The sequence below is a fragment of the Pseudomonas sp. Q11 genome (assembly GCF_024494355.1).
GTDB lineage: Bacteria > Pseudomonadota > Gammaproteobacteria > Pseudomonadales > Pseudomonadaceae > Aquipseudomonas > Aquipseudomonas hefeiensis.
In genome coordinates, this window is the sequence record NZ_JAKNQY010000009.1 from 63358 (window position 1) to 80297 (window position 16940).

Annotated in this window: 16 protein-coding genes and 1 tRNA gene; 7 read left to right on the forward strand and 10 right to left on the reverse strand. The window is 60.3% G+C overall.

All coding sequences use genetic code 11. The features are described 5' to 3' along the window. Positions 1-12 precede the first annotated feature (12 nt). On the reverse strand, positions 13-1101 hold the full coding sequence (locus MA884_RS11860; protein ID WP_256230708.1) for a fatty acid desaturase family protein: 1089 nt from the start codon (positions 1099-1101) through the stop codon (positions 13-15). A 162-nt stretch (positions 1102-1263) separates the two neighbouring features. Here MA884_RS11860 and MA884_RS11865 point away from each other — a divergent pair, with 162 nt between their 5' ends. Further along, the gene (locus MA884_RS11865; RefSeq protein ID WP_256230709.1) at positions 1264-2313 is read left to right on the forward strand and encodes a LacI family DNA-binding transcriptional regulator; all 1050 of its coding nucleotides are present in this window, start codon (positions 1264-1266) and stop codon (positions 2311-2313) included. 187 nt (positions 2314-2500) lie between these two features. Here MA884_RS11865 and MA884_RS11870 read toward each other — a convergent pair whose 3' ends face one another. Together MA884_RS11870 and MA884_RS11875 are read right to left on the reverse strand one after the other, a co-directional pair. Further along, entirely contained in the window at positions 2501-3277 is a 777-nt protein-coding gene (locus tag MA884_RS11870; RefSeq protein ID WP_256230710.1) for an SDR family oxidoreductase, read from the reverse strand. Further along, positions 3271-3603 carry a nuclear transport factor 2 family protein gene (locus tag MA884_RS11875; protein WP_256230712.1) on the reverse strand — a complete coding sequence of 111 codons (333 nt, stop codon included), beginning with the start codon at positions 3601-3603 and terminating at the stop codon, positions 3271-3273. Before MA884_RS11875 ends, MA884_RS11870 begins: the two co-directional genes overlap by 7 nt. Before the next feature lie 106 nt (positions 3604-3709). On the opposite strand from MA884_RS11875, the gene MA884_RS11880 reads away from it, so the two are divergent. Then, on the forward strand, positions 3710-4627 hold the full coding sequence (locus MA884_RS11880) for a LysR family transcriptional regulator (protein ID WP_256230714.1): 918 nt from the start codon (positions 3710-3712) through the stop codon (positions 4625-4627). 21 nt (positions 4628-4648) lie between these two features. Here the strand turns inward: MA884_RS11880 and MA884_RS11885 are convergent, their stop codons facing one another. Continuing rightward, positions 4649-6088, reverse strand: coding sequence for an HD domain-containing phosphohydrolase (locus tag MA884_RS11885; protein WP_256230715.1), 1440 nt, complete (start codon positions 6086-6088; stop codon positions 4649-4651). 88 nt (positions 6089-6176) lie between these two features. On the opposite strand from MA884_RS11885, the gene MA884_RS11890 reads away from it, so the two are divergent. Further along, positions 6177-6950 carry an alpha/beta fold hydrolase gene (locus MA884_RS11890; RefSeq protein ID WP_256230716.1) on the forward strand — a complete coding sequence of 258 codons (774 nt, stop codon included), beginning with the start codon at positions 6177-6179 and terminating at the stop codon, positions 6948-6950. A 65-nt stretch (positions 6951-7015) separates the two neighbouring features. After that, complete coding sequence (locus tag MA884_RS11895; RefSeq protein ID WP_256230717.1) at positions 7016-8593, forward strand: GMC family oxidoreductase; 1578 nt, start codon at positions 7016-7018, stop codon at positions 8591-8593. A gap of 127 nt (positions 8594-8720) precedes the next feature. Here the strand turns inward: MA884_RS11895 and MA884_RS11900 are convergent. The 5 genes from MA884_RS11900 to MA884_RS11920 all read right to left on the reverse strand — a co-directional run bounded on the left by MA884_RS11900 (position 8721) and on the right by MA884_RS11920 (position 12482). Next, a tRNA-Gly gene (locus MA884_RS11900) sits at positions 8721-8796 on the reverse strand. 63 nt (positions 8797-8859) lie between these two features. Next, positions 8860-9420 carry a CDP-diacylglycerol--glycerol-3-phosphate 3-phosphatidyltransferase gene (pgsA, locus tag MA884_RS11905; protein ID WP_256230718.1) on the reverse strand — a complete coding sequence of 187 codons (561 nt, stop codon included), beginning with the start codon at positions 9418-9420 and terminating at the stop codon, positions 8860-8862. 32 nt (positions 9421-9452) lie between these two features. Next, entirely contained in the window at positions 9453-11276 is a 1824-nt protein-coding gene (uvrC, locus tag MA884_RS11910; protein ID WP_256230719.1) for an excinuclease ABC subunit UvrC, read from the reverse strand. Between the two features lie 2 nt (positions 11277-11278). Next, positions 11279-11920, reverse strand: a complete 642-nt coding sequence (gene uvrY, locus MA884_RS11915; protein ID WP_024781217.1) for a UvrY/SirA/GacA family response regulator transcription factor — start codon at positions 11918-11920, stop codon at positions 11279-11281. A 127-nt stretch (positions 11921-12047) separates the two neighbouring features. Continuing rightward, positions 12048-12482, reverse strand: a complete 435-nt coding sequence (locus MA884_RS11920; RefSeq protein WP_256230720.1) for an N-acetyltransferase — start codon at positions 12480-12482, stop codon at positions 12048-12050. Positions 12483-13174: 692 nt separating this feature from the next. Here MA884_RS11920 and MA884_RS11925 point away from each other — a divergent pair. After that, a complete protein-coding gene (locus MA884_RS11925; RefSeq protein ID WP_256230721.1) occupies positions 13175-14242 on the forward strand; it encodes a 3-deoxy-7-phosphoheptulonate synthase in 1068 nt (355 codons plus the stop codon). A gap of 31 nt (positions 14243-14273) precedes the next feature. On the opposite strand, the gene MA884_RS11930 is transcribed toward MA884_RS11925, so the two are convergent. After that, on the reverse strand, positions 14274-15335 hold the full coding sequence (locus tag MA884_RS11930) for a hypothetical protein (RefSeq protein WP_256230722.1): 1062 nt from the start codon (positions 15333-15335) through the stop codon (positions 14274-14276). A gap of 328 nt (positions 15336-15663) precedes the next feature. Between MA884_RS11930 and MA884_RS11935 the strand changes: the two genes are divergently transcribed. Continuing rightward, the gene (locus MA884_RS11935) at positions 15664-16542 is read left to right on the forward strand and encodes a triacylglycerol lipase (protein WP_256230723.1); all 879 of its coding nucleotides are present in this window, start codon (positions 15664-15666) and stop codon (positions 16540-16542) included. Between the two features lie 96 nt (positions 16543-16638). Continuing rightward, on the forward strand, positions 16639-16920 hold the full coding sequence (locus MA884_RS11940) for a peptidylprolyl isomerase (protein ID WP_256230724.1): 282 nt from the start codon (positions 16639-16641) through the stop codon (positions 16918-16920). The last annotated feature ends 20 nt before the right edge of the window (positions 16921-16940 follow it).

Here is a 16940-nt window from a genome sequence, read left to right on the forward strand (position 1 = left end):
AGCCGGAAGGTGTCAGCCCAAGGTGGCTTCAGCCTGTGGATGAGCGTCGGTGGCAGGCCTTGAGCTACCGACAGGGCGTCGCACGAAATACGTCGGGTCCTTGCGCTGCTTCAAGAGGGTCGGAATGATTTCCTTGAAGGCCTCACCTATGTTGGCGTAAGGCGGCGGGCAGTCGTGGCGGATCTCTTCATGGAGTTGCGCCAGGGCGTGGTACGGCACCATCGGGTACATGTGGTGCTCAAGGTGATAATTCATGTTCATGTACAGAAAGCGCAGCACCCGGTTCATGTAGATGGTGCGGCAGTTACTGCGGTGGTCCAGCACATCTTCCGCCAGGCCCACATGTTGGGTGAGGCCGAACAGGTAGGACAGCCAGCCGCCATACAGGATGGGCAGGCCGATATACATCAGCGGCAACCAGCTGTGCAGGTAAAGCGCCGCGCCAAAGACAACGGCGTAAATCACCAGCCAGATACGGGCCGCCAGGAACACCTTGGACCATTCGGACTCAGGGATGAACGTCTGTTCCTCGGCATCCATTTTGCCAACCGCGTGCCGGCACACGCCCCTCATCGTCTTCAGCAGCAACGGGATCTGGAACAGGCTCAGCAGCATCATGAACAAGCTCGGTGGACGCGGTTCGACGATTTCCGGATCGCGGCCGACGACGATGGTGTCGGTATGGTGCCGGGCATGGCTCCAGCGCCACACATGGGGCTCGAACATGCACATGAAGCTCGCCACCTGATAGAGCGCATCATTCATCCAGCGGGTCTTGAAGGCGGTGCCGTGACCGGTTTCATGCCAGCGCGGGTTGGAGGCGGTGGCGTACAAAACCCCATACGCAAGGAAAAACGGCACACAAGCCCAAGTGCCCCAGAACCAGTAGCCGCCGAAGCCGGTGATCAGCAGGGCCAGCAGCCAGATGGCGGTGTCGAGCAAGGCCGGGCCGTCGCGGCGCTGCATCAGTTGCTTCATGCGTTGACGGGAGATGGGCGACTGGTACCAACTGGCCGATACAAGGCCTTTTTCAGCCGCGCGGGCGGCTTCAGGGCCGGTCAGGCGATAGTCCCGAGTAGAGGCTGTGTTGTCTTGAGACATTGTTATTGTTCTCCGCAAGCGTGAGATGTCAGGTGCTTTGCGTAAGAAAATATAGAGAGCGTGGAAGGCCCCCTCAAGGTCTTGAATACATTCCCTATCAAGCTATCATCCAGCTCCTGCGGGGCTTGATAGTTTTCTATCAAGACGCTTTGAAGGTTCATCATGAATAACAATAAACGCCCCACCATCGCCACGGTCGCCGAACACGCAGGCTTAAGTGTCGCCACCGTCGACCGCGTGCTCAACGCTCGCGCCCCGGTTAATCCAGCCACTGCCGAACAGGTGCTCCAGGCCGCCGAAGCCGTGGGTTATTTTGCCGCGCGGCTGATCGGCCAACGCATTCTCGAACGCCGCCCCACGTACCGTTTCGGCATCCTGCTGCTGGGCACCGCCCAGGCGTTCTACGCCAACCTGGCCCAAGCCATCACCGAGGCCGCGCAGCGCCAGGCCGGGGCCAACCTGACCTGCCAATTCGAATACGTTTTTGATCGCACCCCCAGCGCCATCATTGCCCAGATCGAACAGTTAGCGGTGCAATGCGACGGCCTGGCGGTGGTCAGCTTCGCCCACCCGCTGATCAACGCCGCCCTTGCCCAGATTCGCGAGGCCGGAGTGCCCGTGGTGGCACTACTGTCGGGCATTCATGAGGCGGCGGCCGAGCCCTATGTCGGCCAGGACAATCAGGTAGTCGGGCGCACGATGGGGTGGCTGCTGGCCCGCACCTGTGGCGCGCGCAAAGGCAGCATCGGCATTCTGCTCGGTGGCCATCGCTTTCTTGGCCACCAGGAGCGGGTCGAAGGTTTGCACAGCTACTTGGCCGAACACGCACCTGGATTGCGCCCGCTGGAGCCGCTGATCAATCTGGATAACTGCGACATCACCGAAGAAGCAACCCTCGACCTGCTGGTTCGGCATAACGATTTGCGCGGGTTATGCGTGGTAGGCGGCGGTGGCGACGGGATCATCAACGCGTTGGCGCAACTGCCCAAGCGCCCGACGCTGTGCTGCATTTTGCAGGAGTCCACCGAGCTGTCACGCCAAGCCCTGGCCCAGGGTTTGGTCGACGTGGTGATCGACTCTCAGCCGCGTCAGACTGCAACGGCGCTGGTGCATCTATTGGTGGAATTGCAGACTGCGCAGCCGTTCGATCCTGCGCGTCACCGGGTCCATATTCCGCTGCAGATTGTGACATCGGAGAATTCCCAAAGCTGATGGGCTGGCGGTACAACCTGCTCGACCTTTGATGGCGTGGTTAACTGCCACTTACGACGGCTTCAGCTGACTTCTGCACATTCATCTCGTCCCCCCTCGACGCTCGGTAGCACAGTGGCAAACGAGCAGATCTACCGGGGTAATTCACGCGACCTTCCTGCTTATGCCTGTCGGATCTACGTCACGGCTAAACCGTTGGTACTGTTCCGCCGTCGATCACAAACTCACTTCCCGTGATAGATGCCGCTCGCGGCGAAGCCAGGAAACCGATCAGGTCAGCAACTTCGCAAGGCGTTGATGGGCGGCCGAGCGGGATCCCCCCAAGTGCTTTCATGATGATCTCTTTGCCACCTTGATAATCAGTACCTGCCTCCTGCGCGAGTCGCTCGGCCAACGCGACCGATGCTTCGGTTTCAACCCAGCCCGGCGAAACCCGAACCACGCGGATGCCTCTGGGTGAAACCTCTTTCGATAAACTTTTGCTGTACGTCGAAAGCGCGGCCTTGGCTGCCGCGTAAGCTGTTGTAGCTTCCGGCAGTGGCAGCCGACTCTGGATGGAGGTGACGTGGATGACGACCCCGTCCTTGCGCTCCAGCATCCCCGGGAGCAAGGCGCGATCGAGGCGCACCGCCGGCAACAGGTTCAGGCTGAGCTCTCGTTGCCACTGTTCCTCGTCCAGCGCAGCAAAACCGCCGCCGGGTGCCGACGAACCACCCAGGACGTGGATCATGATGTCCACGCCACCCAGCTGCTGTTGGATCGCGGCGATCAGTACGTCACAACCTTCCCGGGTCGAAAGATCAGCCGCAATCAGAAGAGCGCCCGGCATTTCCACGTCCACCTGCCTGGCCGAGGTAATGACCTTCGCACCCTCGGCCAGTAACAACTCGACGACAGCCTTGCCAATGCCTTTGGTGCCACCGGTGACGAGGACCCGCTTGCCAGTCAAACCTAGATTCAGCATGGCGTGATCTCCAGGGAACGGATTCGACCGCCTTCCAGTGTGAAGACGTGACTCAGTTGAACCGGGCTACCGGGAAAATTCCCTACAAGGCGCGCAACGACAGTCAGTCTGCCCTGCCCTTGCAGGGCTTGCAGTGGTTGGACCTGATAGATGAAGGCTCTGCGTGCCTCCTGTTGCCAGGCTTCGATGGCAGCCGTTCCTTCGTACGTTTTTCTTTCATCGTAAACCGTGGCGTCAGAGCGCAAGCAGCTCGCAAGTTGCGCTGTATCGCCACCATTGCTGATTGCAAAGTACGTCTGCACGACGTCGGGAAGCTGGAGGGTCATTTGCCGATCTCCTGGATGGATGTCCTGGAGCGATCTTGCTGCCTGATGGATAGTTTGTTCAACTGGGACAAACCTTTATGACCAATCCCGAAATTCAGGACAATCCATGGCACAAGATCGTTTAGGCCTCAGTGAGCTGGACGCTGTTATAGCGGTCGCACGCAGGGGTTCGTTTCGGCAAGCCGCTATCGATCTCGACGTCTCCACCACCGCATTGAGCAACACCATTGCGCAACTGGAAGCCCGCCTCGAATCGCGGCTGTTCAATCGCACGACCCGTAGCGTGGCCATCACCGAAGCGGGCAGGATATTTCTGGAGCAGGTGGGGCCAGCCTTGCAGGATCTGCGTGCTGCACTCGATGCAGTGCGATCGCATAACGTCGGGCCCTCGGGTACGCTGCGTATCAATGCGTTCGCCAGCGCTGCCCGATCGGCGCTCCTGCCGCTGGTGTTGGAGTTCCTGCAGCAGCATCCGAAAGTACACATCGACCTCGTCACCGAAGGCCGTCTGGTGGATATCGTGGCTGACGGCTTCGATTTCGGCGTGCGCTCAGCGAGCCTCGTTCCAAACGACGCGATTGTGATCCCTCTCGGCCAGCCGCAACGCTACGCTGTGGTCGGTTCGCCGGCGTACTTCGAAAAACACGGCAAACCGCGAACGCCATCCGAGCTGCTCCAGCATCGATGCATCCGCGTTCGACTACCGAATGGGGCGATTTTCCCGTGGCATTTCGAGCGGGACGGAGAAGTGACTCGTCTCGATGTGAGCGGGCCGCTTACGCTGGATGAATCCAGCGTGGTCAAGGTGGCGGTGCAGGAAGGCATGGGGCTCGGCTTTTTCATGGAGCAGGACGTTCACGACGAAATCCGCACCGGACAGTTCGTACGGACTCTCGAGGACTGGACACCGCCCAGAGACAAGTTGTGCCTGTACTACCCAAACCGCCGCAACCCCAGCGCCGCAGCCAAGGCCTTCATCGACCTGGCACGCGCCAGTCAAGCCGGTCAGGACGCGCTCGCCTGATTCAGGCCAACCCGACCTGGCTCAGGCAATCAATCCCAGTGTCAGTCCCTTCAAGGTAGCGGCTGCCCGGGTCGAGCATTCCAGTTTGCGAAAGATGCTTTCCATGTGCGTGCGAACCGTGCTCGGACTGATATCCAGCAGCCGCGCCACCTGCTTGTTGCTGGCGCCACGGCTGATCTCCAGCAGGATGCGGCACTCGCGAGTCGTGAGTAACGAAGCCTTCGGTTGACGCACCCGACGCTCGCCACCTGCGGCGGCAATGACTGCTTCGCAAACATCGTTGTCGAACAAGCCATTGCCAGCATCCTGTTTGAGCAGCCTGGCTGCATCCGCTTCGCCGTGGGCCGATCGCCATGGCCTGGCCTCCCGTAGCGCGACCCAGGCTACCGATGTGGCAAACAGGCGATGCTCGGCACACAGCGCATCACCCGCTACGCCTCGAAAATAGCCACTGCCGTTGAGCCGTTCATAGGCATGAGCTGCAATCTCTGCGGGCACAGCCAGTTCAGTGATAGGTCTAAGCGCCTGTTGCGTCCAGTAAGGGACTAGGTGCACTCGCTCCGCAGCGCCGTATGGCAGCGTTCCTGCGGTATTCCAAAGGTGGTTCGAAACGGCTGCCCGGCCGAGACCATAGATGAGGGCGGACTTGCCAATGTCTGTCAAAGTCGGTTCACGCAGCCCCCACAGGCGTGCAGCTTCCACGGCGACATGCGCGACCTGCCGCGAATGCCCTGCCAACCACGGGAGCTTCAAGTCGATTATGTCCCCCACCAACGTCAGTGAGACGCAACGCTGCTCATGCCCGTGGTCAACCGTTTTCGAAAGCGTTTCCAGATCCGCCAGCCAGTCCTTTGCGTTCTCCAGAAGCAACGATACCAGCGACGCGGGATAGCGCCGATCCGACTGCTCCCTGATCCAGCGTAGCGCCGCGTCCAGGCCGTGTGCACGACTGAGAATATCCAGATCGCCGGCAAGTACTACCTGATAGGCGACCTCCGGAATGTGCTCATGGGTCAGGCCCAGCGGCCGGCCAGTGCCGTCGTAGGTTTCGAACACGCGACACAAGCCCGCCTCGACGGCGGCACCGAGCTGGAGGGTTTTGGCGATGGCTCCAGACACCTCACAGTGCACGACGGCAAGCGGGGTTGCCTGATGCACCGCGTTCATTTGCTCATTGCCCAGCGTCAAATCGAGCATCGCGCGGCGGCCATCGACGTCGTCGCCCAGCAGATCCGCAAAGCCTTCGGCATTGGCGGTGCAACCGGACCAGCGCAGCAAGGCAACCTGTTCCGCTACCCTCAGGTGCTCACCGTCGCCGTGCCGGGCCTGCGCAAGCATCCGCGCCAGTGCGGCAACGCGCCGGGAATGACCGAGTGGTTGTCCCATGCTGAGGTCACCGACCTGGGCGATCGTCGCCAGTGCCCCGCCCAGGGAGATGTCCAGTTGCAACTCACTATCCATGAAAAATGTCCCGGGGTCGGATAATTGACCGATGCCCACATCGCAGGCCAGTCAGCAGAATTTGAACTCCCGAACAGGAGCTCATCCAATGAAAACATTCAAATCGAAAATCGCTACCGTCGCCTTTGCCCTGGCCGGTACCTTTATCGCAAGCGCCAGTCACGCGCAGGATACAACGCCCTCCGTGGTGATCGTACACGGCGCGTTCGCCGACGGCTCCGATTGGGCCAAAGTGGTGCCACTGCTCCAAGCCCAAGGGGTGGCCGTTACGGTTGTGCAAAACCCGCTCACCTCGCTTGCCGACGATGTTGCCGCGACGCGCCGCGCCTTGAACAACCAGCAGGGCAAGGTGGTTTTAGTCGGGCACTCTTGGGGCGGCACCGTGATTACCGAGGCCGGTAGCGACCCGAAGGTCAGCGCGCTGGTGTATGTCGCCGCCTTCGCGCCAGAGGCCGGGCAAACCAGCGGCGAACAAGGTAAAGGCGCGCCCACGCCCCCTGGCATCAGTCAGATCAAGGCAGACGGCAACGGTTTCCTCTATTTGACGCCGGAAGGCATGGCCAAGGACTTCGCCCAGGATCTCCCGGCAGTGCAGACCGCCGTCATGACCGCCACGCAAGGTCCCATCAAGGCATCTGCCTTCGAAGATAAAACGACCGTGTCGTCCTGGAAGGCCAAACCGTCCTGGTATCTGCTCGCCACAGAAGACCGGATGATCCACCCCGACGTCCAGCGCTCTGCCGCCAAGCGTATCGGTGCCACCCTTGCAGAGGTGCACACCAGCCATGTTCCCCAGCAGTCGCAGCCAACCGAGGTCGCCGCCGTGATTCTTAAGGCAGTGCAGAGCGTTGGCAAGCAGTGATCGCAGGGAAATGACACCACTGATAACCGCAAACTCAATTACTGCATCGATACGGAGCGTCCTGCATGAATCATCTGCGTGATCAACACTATGACTTCATCGTGTGCGGTGCAGGTACGGCGGGCTGCGTGGTCGCTGCCCGTCTTGCCGACCAGGAAAGCGCACGCGTCTTGCTGATTGAAGCTGGCGAGGGGTACTCGGGCCCCGAGGTTACTGAACCGGCGCAATGGCCGATGAACCTCGGTTCAACGCGCGACTGGGCATTCGAGGGGCAACCCAACCCACACCTCAATGGCCGACGGCTATCCCTGAACATGGGTAAGGGACTCGGCGGTGGCTCCAGCATCAATGTGATGGTCTGGTCGCGCGGGCACCGCTCCGATTGGGACCATTTCGCTGCCGAGTCCGGCGACCCGGCGTGGGGCTACGATTCGGTACTCAATTACTACCGCAGGATCGAAAACTGGCAAGGCAGCCCTGATGCCACTCGGCGTGGCTCAGGTGGCCCCGTGCATGTCGAACAACCGGCCACGCCTCAACCCCTCGCGTGGGCAACGCTGGAGGCGGCCAGCCGTCTGGGTATCCCCACATTCGACAGTCCCAATGGCGAGATGATGGAAGGCCCGGGCGGGGTCGCTATTACCGACCTGCGCATTAACCAGGGCAAGCGCGAATCCGTTTACGACTCCTACCTCCGGCCACGGTCGCACTATCCGAACTTGACGGTTCTGCCAGGGGCATTGGTGACCCGCGTATTGCTTGTCGGTACACGGGCTATCGGTGTCGAAGTGGTGATCGCAGGCGAACGTCAGTGCTTCTATGCCGCAGCCGAGGTCATCCTGTCCATGGGCGCGGTGCAAACACCCAAGGTGCTCATGCAATCGGGGATCGGCCCGGAAGATGAACTGCGACGTCACGGCATCGTCCCGATCAATCACCTTCCTGGCGTAGGCGAGAATCTTCAGGATCACCTCGCCTTTGGCTGCACATGGGAGTACCTGCAACCCCAGGCAGTCGGTGGCAGCGGGTGTGAAACCACGTTGTACTGGAAAAGCGACAGTCGCCTGGATGTCCCGGACCTGTTGCAGTGTCAGCTGGCGTTTGCGGTACCCTCTCCGCCTGAGGTCGCGATTGAGCCGCCACAACATGGCTGGACAATGTTCGCAGGGCTGGCCAGGCCTGCCAGTCGAGGACGCGTGCGCCTGTCGGGTGCCGGGCCACTGGATGCCCCACTCATTGAGCCGAACTCACTGAGCGCGCCCGAGGATATGGCAGCGGCGTATGCGTCGATCGACCTGTGCAGGGCGCTCGGTAACAGCGAAGCCTTCAACGGGCTGGTCAAACGCGAAGTTGTGCCCGGGCCAAAAGAACATCGCGCTATGGAGCAGTTCATCCGCCGCTCGGCCGTGACTTACTGGCACCAGTCCTGCACCGCGAAAATGGGCCGAGATACGATGTCGGTGGTCGACCATCAACTGCGCGTATACGGCATCGATAAACTGCGCATCGCTGATGCCTCGATCATGCCGCGAATTACCGTTGGCAACACGATGGCGCCGTGCGTCGTCATCGGCGAACGAGCAGCAGATCTTGTCCTCGCTGCGCAGGGTGTGACGGCTGCGGCGACAGCGCTGCACCGGTAGTTCATGAGAATACTGATACAGCCCATGCTCCGTGGCAGAAATGGTTCAGTCACAGTCTGGCGATATGAATGGGGGCAATTCTCAGGCACAAAAAAGCCACTCATCTGAGTGGCTTTTTTGTGAATCTTGGAGCGGGAAACGAGACTCGAACTCGCGACCCCGACCTTGGCAAGGTCGTGCTCTACCAACTGAGCTATTCCCGCGTCTTGGTGTGGCGCATTCTATAGACTCAGATTACGCCGTCAACCCTTTGATTCAAAAAACTTTTATTTCGGGTCTACGTCAGTGCGCAGATGCGGCCAGGCGGCGCGCAGGTACTGAACCATCGACCACAATGTCAGGCCTGCGGAGATCAGCAGCAGTGCATAGCCCAACAGCACCCAGAAATTGAAGTTGGCCGGGTTGCCCAGCAGGATCACCAGCGCCAGCATTTGCGCGGCGGTTTTCCATTTGCCCAGGTTCGATACCGCTACCTGGGCCCGGGCGCCCAGTTCGGCCATCCATTCGCGCAGTGCCGATACGACGATTTCGCGGCCGATGATCACCGCCGCCGGCAGGGTCAGCCAGAGGTTGGCGTGTTCCTGCACCAGCAGTACCAGGGCGACCGCGACCATCAGCTTGTCGGCCACAGGGTCCAGGAAGGCGCCGAAAGGCGTGCTCTGCTCCAGGCGTCGGGCCAGGTAGCCATCCAGCCAGTCGGTGGCGGCGGCGAAGGCAAAGACCGAGGCGGAGGCCACATAGCTCCAGTGGTACGGCAAATAGAACAGCAAAATGAAGATCGGGATGAGCAGGACGCGGAGTACGGTAATCAGATTTGGGATATTCATCGGCACAACTGGCTGCGAGGTTGACGGGCATTCTACTCGCTATGCAGGCTTGCATAAATCGACTCAGCGAGCTTTTTACTGATACCGGGAGCTTTGGCTATCTCTTCGATGCTGGCACGAGACAGCTCCTGCAATCCACCAAAATGTTTCAATAGATCGCGACGTCGCGTCGGGCCGACCCCTGCCACACCTTCCAGCGTCGATGTGCGGCGGGTCTTGCCCCGGCGGGCGCGGTGTCCGGTGATGGCAAAACGGTGAGCTTCGTCACGGATCTGCTGGATCAGGTGCAGCGCCGGCGAATCCCCCTTCAGGGTGAACTCATGGGCCGCATCGTTCAGGTACAGGGTCTCGAAGCCGGCCTTGCGGGTTGCACCCTTGGCCACGCCCAGCAGGATCAGGTCGGGGACCATCAGCTCATTCAATACGTCGCGAGCCATGGACAACTGGCCTTTGCCGCCGTCCACCAGCAGGATGTCCGGCAGCTTGCCCTCCCCGTCCTTGAGCTTGCCGAACCGGCGCATCAGCGCCTGATGCATCGCCGCATAGTCATCGCCCGGGGTAACGCCTTCGATGTTGTAGCGCCGGTAATCGGACTTGATCGGGCCCTCCGGACCAAACACGACGCAAGACGCCACGGTCGCTTCGCCACTGGAATGACTGATGTCGTAGCACTCCAGCCGCTGCGGCGGCTCGTCCAGGTTAAGAACGTCAGCCAGGGCATCGAACCGTGCCGCCACATGCTGGCGGTTGGCCAAACGCGCGCCCAGAGCCTGCTCGGCGTTGGTCACGGCCAGTTGCTGCCAGCGCGCCCGGGTGCCACGCACCCGATGGCTGATGGTCAGTTCACGACCACGAAGCTTGTCAATGGCCTCGATCAGGGTCGGGAAGTCTTCGTGGACCACATTGACGATTAACTCGGCAGGCAGGTCGCGTTCCGGGCTGCTGATGTAGTACTGCCCCAAAAACGCCGCCATGACTTCGGCCACGTCTTCCTCGATACCCACCTGGGGGAAGAAGTTCTTGCTGCCCAGCACCCGACCGCCGCGCACGCTGATCAGGTGAACGCAGGCGCCGCCCGGGTTGATGAACGCGGCGATCACGTCAACGTCGCCGCTGCCACCTTCCATGCTCTGCTGATCCTGCACGCGGCGCAGCAGCCCGATCTGGTCGCGCAGCTCGGCGGCCCGCTCGAACTCGAGATTGACCGCCGCGTCCTCCATCGCCGCCGACAATTCGTCGGTCAGTGCATTGCTGCGCCCCTCAAGAAACATCACCGAGTGCCGCACGTCTTCGGCGTAGACCTGGGGTTCGACGAACCCGACGCAGGGTGCCTTGCAGCGTTTGATCTGGTATTGCAGGCACGGTCGGGTACGGTTCTTGTAATAGCTGTCTTCACATTGGCGAACGAAGAAGGTCTTTTGCAGCAGACTCAGGCTTTCACGGATCGCCCCGGCGCTGGGGTAAGGACCGAAATACCGGCCTTTGGCCTTCTTGGCCCCCCGATGAATGCTCAGGCGCGGAAATGCCCCGTCGGACAGGAACACGTACGGGTAGGACTTATCGTCACGCAGCAGAATATTGTACGGCGGCCGCCATTCCTTGATCAGCGTCTGCTCGAGCAGCAAGGCCTCGGTTTCATTCGCGGTGATGGTGGTTTCGACTTGCGCGATGCGCCCCACCAGGGCAGCGGTCTTCGGCGCAAGGCCGGTTTTACGAAAGTAGCTGGCCAGACGCTTCTTGAGGTTCTTGGCCTTGCCGACGTAAAGCAGGCGCGCATCGCTGTCGAACATGCGATAGACGCCGGGGCGACCGCTGCATGTGGACAGGAAAGCACTTGGATCAAACAGTTCAGTCATTATCAGGCGCTGGCATCGACCATGCCGTGGCGCACCGCCAGCAACGTCAACTCGACATCGCTGCTGATCGACAGCTTCTCGAAGATTCGGTATCGGTAGGTGTTGACGGTTTTAGGCGACAAGCACAGCTTATCGGAGATGATCTGCACCTTTTGGCAACCGACAATCATCAGGGCAATCTGGATTTCCCGCTCCGACAGCGCATCGAAGGGCGATTCATTGGTCGGCTGGAACGACTTGATTGCCAGTTGCTGGGCAATTTGCGGGCTGATGTAACGCTGACCGGCAAACACCAGGCGAATGGCCTGGACCATCTCGTTCAAGCCAGCGCCCTTGGTGAGGTAGCCCGCAGCGCCTGCCTGCAACAACCGGGTCGGGAACGGATCTTCTTCACACACAGTCACCGCGACCACCTTGATGTCCGGGTGGCTGCGCAGCAGTTTACGCGTGGCTTCAAGACCGCCGATGCCTGGCATCTTGACGTCCATCAGCACCACGTCGGGTTTCAGTTCACGCGCCTTGATCAGGGACTCTTCCCCGGATTCAGCCTGACCAACCACCTGCAGACCGTCGATATCAGCCAGCATTCGTGTAATGCCCGTACGGACGAGATCATGGTCGTCGACCACTAACACCCTAATCAAGCAGACACCTCACGATTTGGTCTTATTTGGGTTGCCCAACACCTTAGCAAAAACCATCCGGCAGACCTAGCGCAAAGGGACATATAAAAGTTACAGCGCGTCTTCCACAGGCCCACAATCCGAGGCCTCAAGGCCTGGCTTCCCGCTCCATCCGCAGGAAACATTCATCCTCGCCGACCACCTGCAGCCCCAGGCGCTCGTAGAGCACTCTGGCCGGATTGTTCTTGAAAACCGTCAGGCGCAGCGCCGGACGACGCTCCTGCTTCACCATGTCCCAAACCTGACCGATCGCCCAAGTGCCGGCGCCCTGCCCCCGGAACGCCTCGGCAATCTGTAGTTCCCGGATATACAACGCCCGGGCATCACGACTGAGGCTGACAAAACCCAACGCTTGCCCCTCGCGGCAGATGATCCAGTTCTGGCGAATGATCCAGGCCAGATCGAATGCTTCGTCTTGCCATAACAAATCATGGTGCAAGTAATAGGGAAGCATGTTGACGCACGTCAGTTGCCGGGCAAAGGCGATGTCCTCGGCGGCTGCAGCACGCCACTGGAAATTCATGTGTACCTCTTCAAAGCGTTGTCACCCATACGACTGGGCCCGACAACCGTCGGGCACCGAAACTCGCTGAAACCGAAAGCCAGGTTGAAAGAAGATGCAAACCCAAAGTTTCTCACAAAGCCCACCGGACTCAAGCCAGGATGAGCAATCACATACCCACGATAGAATTTTCTGATTGAACCGGCCCGCCCTGCTCTAGTAAGCTTAGGTCCATTCATCGGAGACAGACCATGTTCAACGCCCTCGCATCGCTTCAAACCGCCAGCGCCCCGCGCTCGGTCGCGGCTGCCTGGGCGAACAGTGTTCAGACTCCGGTCAGCTTTTATTTTGGGTATTGGTTTAGCCACTGGCGCGCCTGATACCCAACCGGCGCCCAATTTAAACGGGTCGCCTTCCAGAGTTTTCTAACCCCCGGTCGGCCTCCCGACCGGGGGTTTTGTTTTTTCAGCCCCAGACATTTTTGCGACACCAGACAAACTTGAGGATTGAGCCATGAACTACGCCACTTATTACCGTTACGACAGTTTTTCCGCCTGGCGATTTACCAGCCACCGCTCGGGACAGCCTGCCGCCTCCGATCGGTCACCTGCCGGTGGCAAGCCTCAATTGCGGGCCAATACGGCCAATTGTCGAACACCCCAATAGGGCCGGCGCGCGGGAATGAACCCGCTGCCCGCCCAGGAAACCAGATCATGAATTCGTCCGTCTCTGCTTTGCCGCTGTCCACGCTCAACCCCGCCAATGAAGCGCTGACCCTGCGTCTGCCCAGCTCATTGCAGCTCAAGCAACAATTGCCCCTCAGCACGGCGCTGAGCCAACAGGTCAATGCCCATCGCCAGGCAATCCGCGCCATCCTCGACGGTGAGGACTCCCGCCTGCTGGTCATTGTTGGCCCTTGCTCCATCCACGACCCGAAATCGGCCCTCGAATACGCTGCCAACCTGGCTCGCGTGGCCCAGGAAGTGAGCGACAGCATGCTGCTGGTGATGCGCGCCTACGTGGAAAAACCCCGCACGACGGTAGGCTGGAAAGGCCTGGCTTACGACCCTGGCCTGGATGGCAGCGATGACATGGCCGCCGGCCTGACGTTGTCCCGGGAACTGATGCGCGAAATGCTCCAGCTTGGCCTGCCTGTGGCCACCGAACTGCTGCAACCCATGGCCGCCAACTACTTCGATGACCTGCTCAGCTGGGTCGCCATCGGCGCGCGCACCACCGAATCGCAGATCCACCGGGAAATGGCCAGCGGCCTGGGCATGCCGGTCGGCTTCAAGAACGGCACGGACGGCGGCGTCGGCATCGCCTGTGATGCCATGCGCTCGGCCGCCCATCCTCATCGGCATTTCGGCGTCGACAGCCAAGGGCATCCCGCGATCATCCAGACCCAGGGCAACCCCGACACTCATCTGGTGTTGCGCGGCGGCCATCGCGGGCCGAACTATGACCGCCAGAGCGTCACGCAGATACACAATGACCTGACCGGCCTGAAAATACCGGCGCGGATCATGGTGGATTGCAGCCACGCCAACAGCGGCAAAGACCCGTTGCGGCAGCCGCAGGTGTTCAACGACGTCCTGGAACAGCGCCTGCAAGGTAACCACTCCCTCATCGGCATGATGCTGGAAAGCCACCTGTTCGAAGGTTGCCAATCGTTGGGCTCGTCGCTGCGTTACGGCGTATCGGTGACCGATGGTTGCCTGGGTTGGGCGTCCACCGAGCAACTGCTGCGTCAGGCTCATCGTCAGCTGGTGTCGGCCTGAATCCTGAAAGCGCCCTCCCCGGCGAGGGCGCTCAACTTTTCGTCGCGGAACGAACCTGGACGGTGACCCATTCCGAATGCTGACTGACATCGTCCAGGCGCTCGACCTGATAAAACAGGCGCACCGATCGACCGCGCTGCTCTTGCCAGAACGCCGCAGGCACCACAAAGGTCAGCGATTGACCTGCCGTCGCCTCGGTGATTTCGCGCTCGGAGACATGAGCAGAATTCCCGTTGCACTGCAGCCAGACCAGTTCGCCGGCCTCAAGTCCGGCACCGTCGATGACGACCGTCACCCCTTCCTGAAGATCGTCGACATCCAGCCACCCCTCACTCATCCCCAGAAGCCGGGGCGCCGTCAGCGCAGGACGTAGCAAAGGACCTATGAGCAACGACAAGGGCTCGGCGCGGCGCACTGAATGTCCGCGCCTGACGATGTAGGTCAGGGTCAGGCCATCCCCCACATGAGGGGCAATCAGCGAATGATCAATCCAGAGCGATACCTCGCGGCCGACGGCATGAGCTTCGATATCCAGCACATCGCGCCACAGAGCCTTGGAATCCTTGCTGGCTATCAGGATCAGCCGATCGCCGACGGCCATTCTGGAATAGGGCTTGATGGTCAGGCACGTTCCTTCAGGCACCCGCGCCGGATCAAGGCTGCCACCAACTGCATCGTTGGCAACGGCTGGCGGTAGCTGCAAGGCTACATCGCCGATGTCCAGTTGCAGGGGCTGAGACACCAGCGTTGCCGGTAACCGTTTGCCCGTCACTTGGTAGGAGATTTCCAGCGAGCCGCCATCCAGCTCGGCGATATGCGGCTCGCGCACGACAAAAACGACGTCTCGTCCCACGTGTCGCTCAGTGATGAACCGTCGTACTTCATGACGGTAGGGTTCGGTGTCTGAATTGAGTCCGTGCCAGAACAGCCGAACTTCATCTCCGCACGCCATCATCGGATAAGGCTTAACGGTGATGACGGTCTTGCGCCAGGCGGGGTTGATCACCCCTCCCCTGGCCGCTGCCAGAGACGGTGCCGGCAATTTCGCCAGGGGTGCGATCCGGGCTCGGGGGGCAGATGGGTAAGTGGTCATACATAGGCTCCAGTCCTTGGATGAAGGCACCGTTTTCACATAACGGCGCCCGGTGAAGCCATTAAACCTCGACCGTCCCGAACCCACAGTCAGACAAGACGACCACAAGAGTGGTCTCGTACCCTTAAAACCTGTAGCTGCAAACCCCAGGGGCTATCGGAAGTATCCCGATACGTTCAGTTCCGTCCCGCTTCCTGTCCGACCCTTCCCACTTCTTCTATTCCTCTTTCAGCAGATCACCGCGGTTTCTTCCTACACCGCCCAGCACAGGCCTGCATTAGAGTGAGGTCGCGAACTCAACAGGAACCTCTTCGAAAAAGGTACGAACATGCAACGGAATGCAACCACTCAATTTCCCATCCTGCTGGTCCATGGGTTGTTCGGGTTTGACCGGGTCGGCGGCTTCGAACTGTTCCACGGAATCAAACAGGCATTACGCGCCGCGGGTGTCCGGGTGTTCATCCCTTATTTGTCGGCAACACACTCCAATGAAGCCCGTGGCGAGCAATTGCTGGCTCAGATCGAACGGATCCTGAGCGGAACCGGCGCCGAAAGGGTCAACCTGATCGGCCACAACCAGGGCGCGCTGGCCGCCCGATACGCCGGCGCCATTGCCCCCGACAGGGTGGCCTCGGTAACCTCGGTCAGCGGCCCCAATCACGGCTCCGAACTGATTGATTTCCTGTACAAGGCCCTTACCCCGGGGCGCCTGCCAGAACATGTGGCGAATAAAGTGGCCACGCTTTTTGCAGATTTCATCTCGTTGCTGAGCGGCCAGGCACAACTGCCACACGCGGCCATCGCAGCGTTGGCGGCGCTGACCACCGAAGGCGTGGGCGCGTTCAATGACAAATACCCCCAAGGGCTGCCCAAGCATTGGGGAGGCAACGGAGCGCATAGGGTCAACGGCGTACGCTACTACTCATGGAGCGGCACGTTGCAGGACACACAGAGCGGAGCATTCAATGCGATGGATCCGCTGCCGGCCTTCTGCCAGGCCTTTTCCGAATACTTCATCACCGAAGCCGGGCAGAACGATGGGCTGGTGGGACGCTTCAGTTCGCACTTGGGCAAGGTCATTCGCTCTGACTATCCGCTGAACCACATGGACGTCATCAACCAGACAACGGAGCGCAGCCGCACGGGTATAGACCCGGTAGAGCTTTACGTGCGCCACGCCGAACGCCTGCGCAAAGCCGGCCTTTGATCGACAGACTCAAGGTTTTGACGCATTTTTGACAACACCCGGTCAGTGATTCCGGTAGGCTCATTACCTTTAAAGCTATTGAAAGGAATTTTACCCATGGCCAAAGCCACTGCCCGCCACATCCTGGTTTCCAGCGAAGAGAAGTGCAACGAACTCAAGACCCAGATCGAAGCCGGCGCCGATTTCGCTGAAGTCGCCAAGACCAACTCCTCCTGCCCGTCCAGCCGTCAAGGCGGCGACCTGGGCTCGTTCGGTCCAGGCCAGATGGTCAAGGAATTCGACACCGTGGTATTCAGCGCCCCGATCAATGTGGTGCAGGGTCCAGTCAAGACCCAGTTCGGCTATCACCTGCTGGAAGTGACCAGTCGCCAGGACTGATCCCGGTTTATCGGCATAAC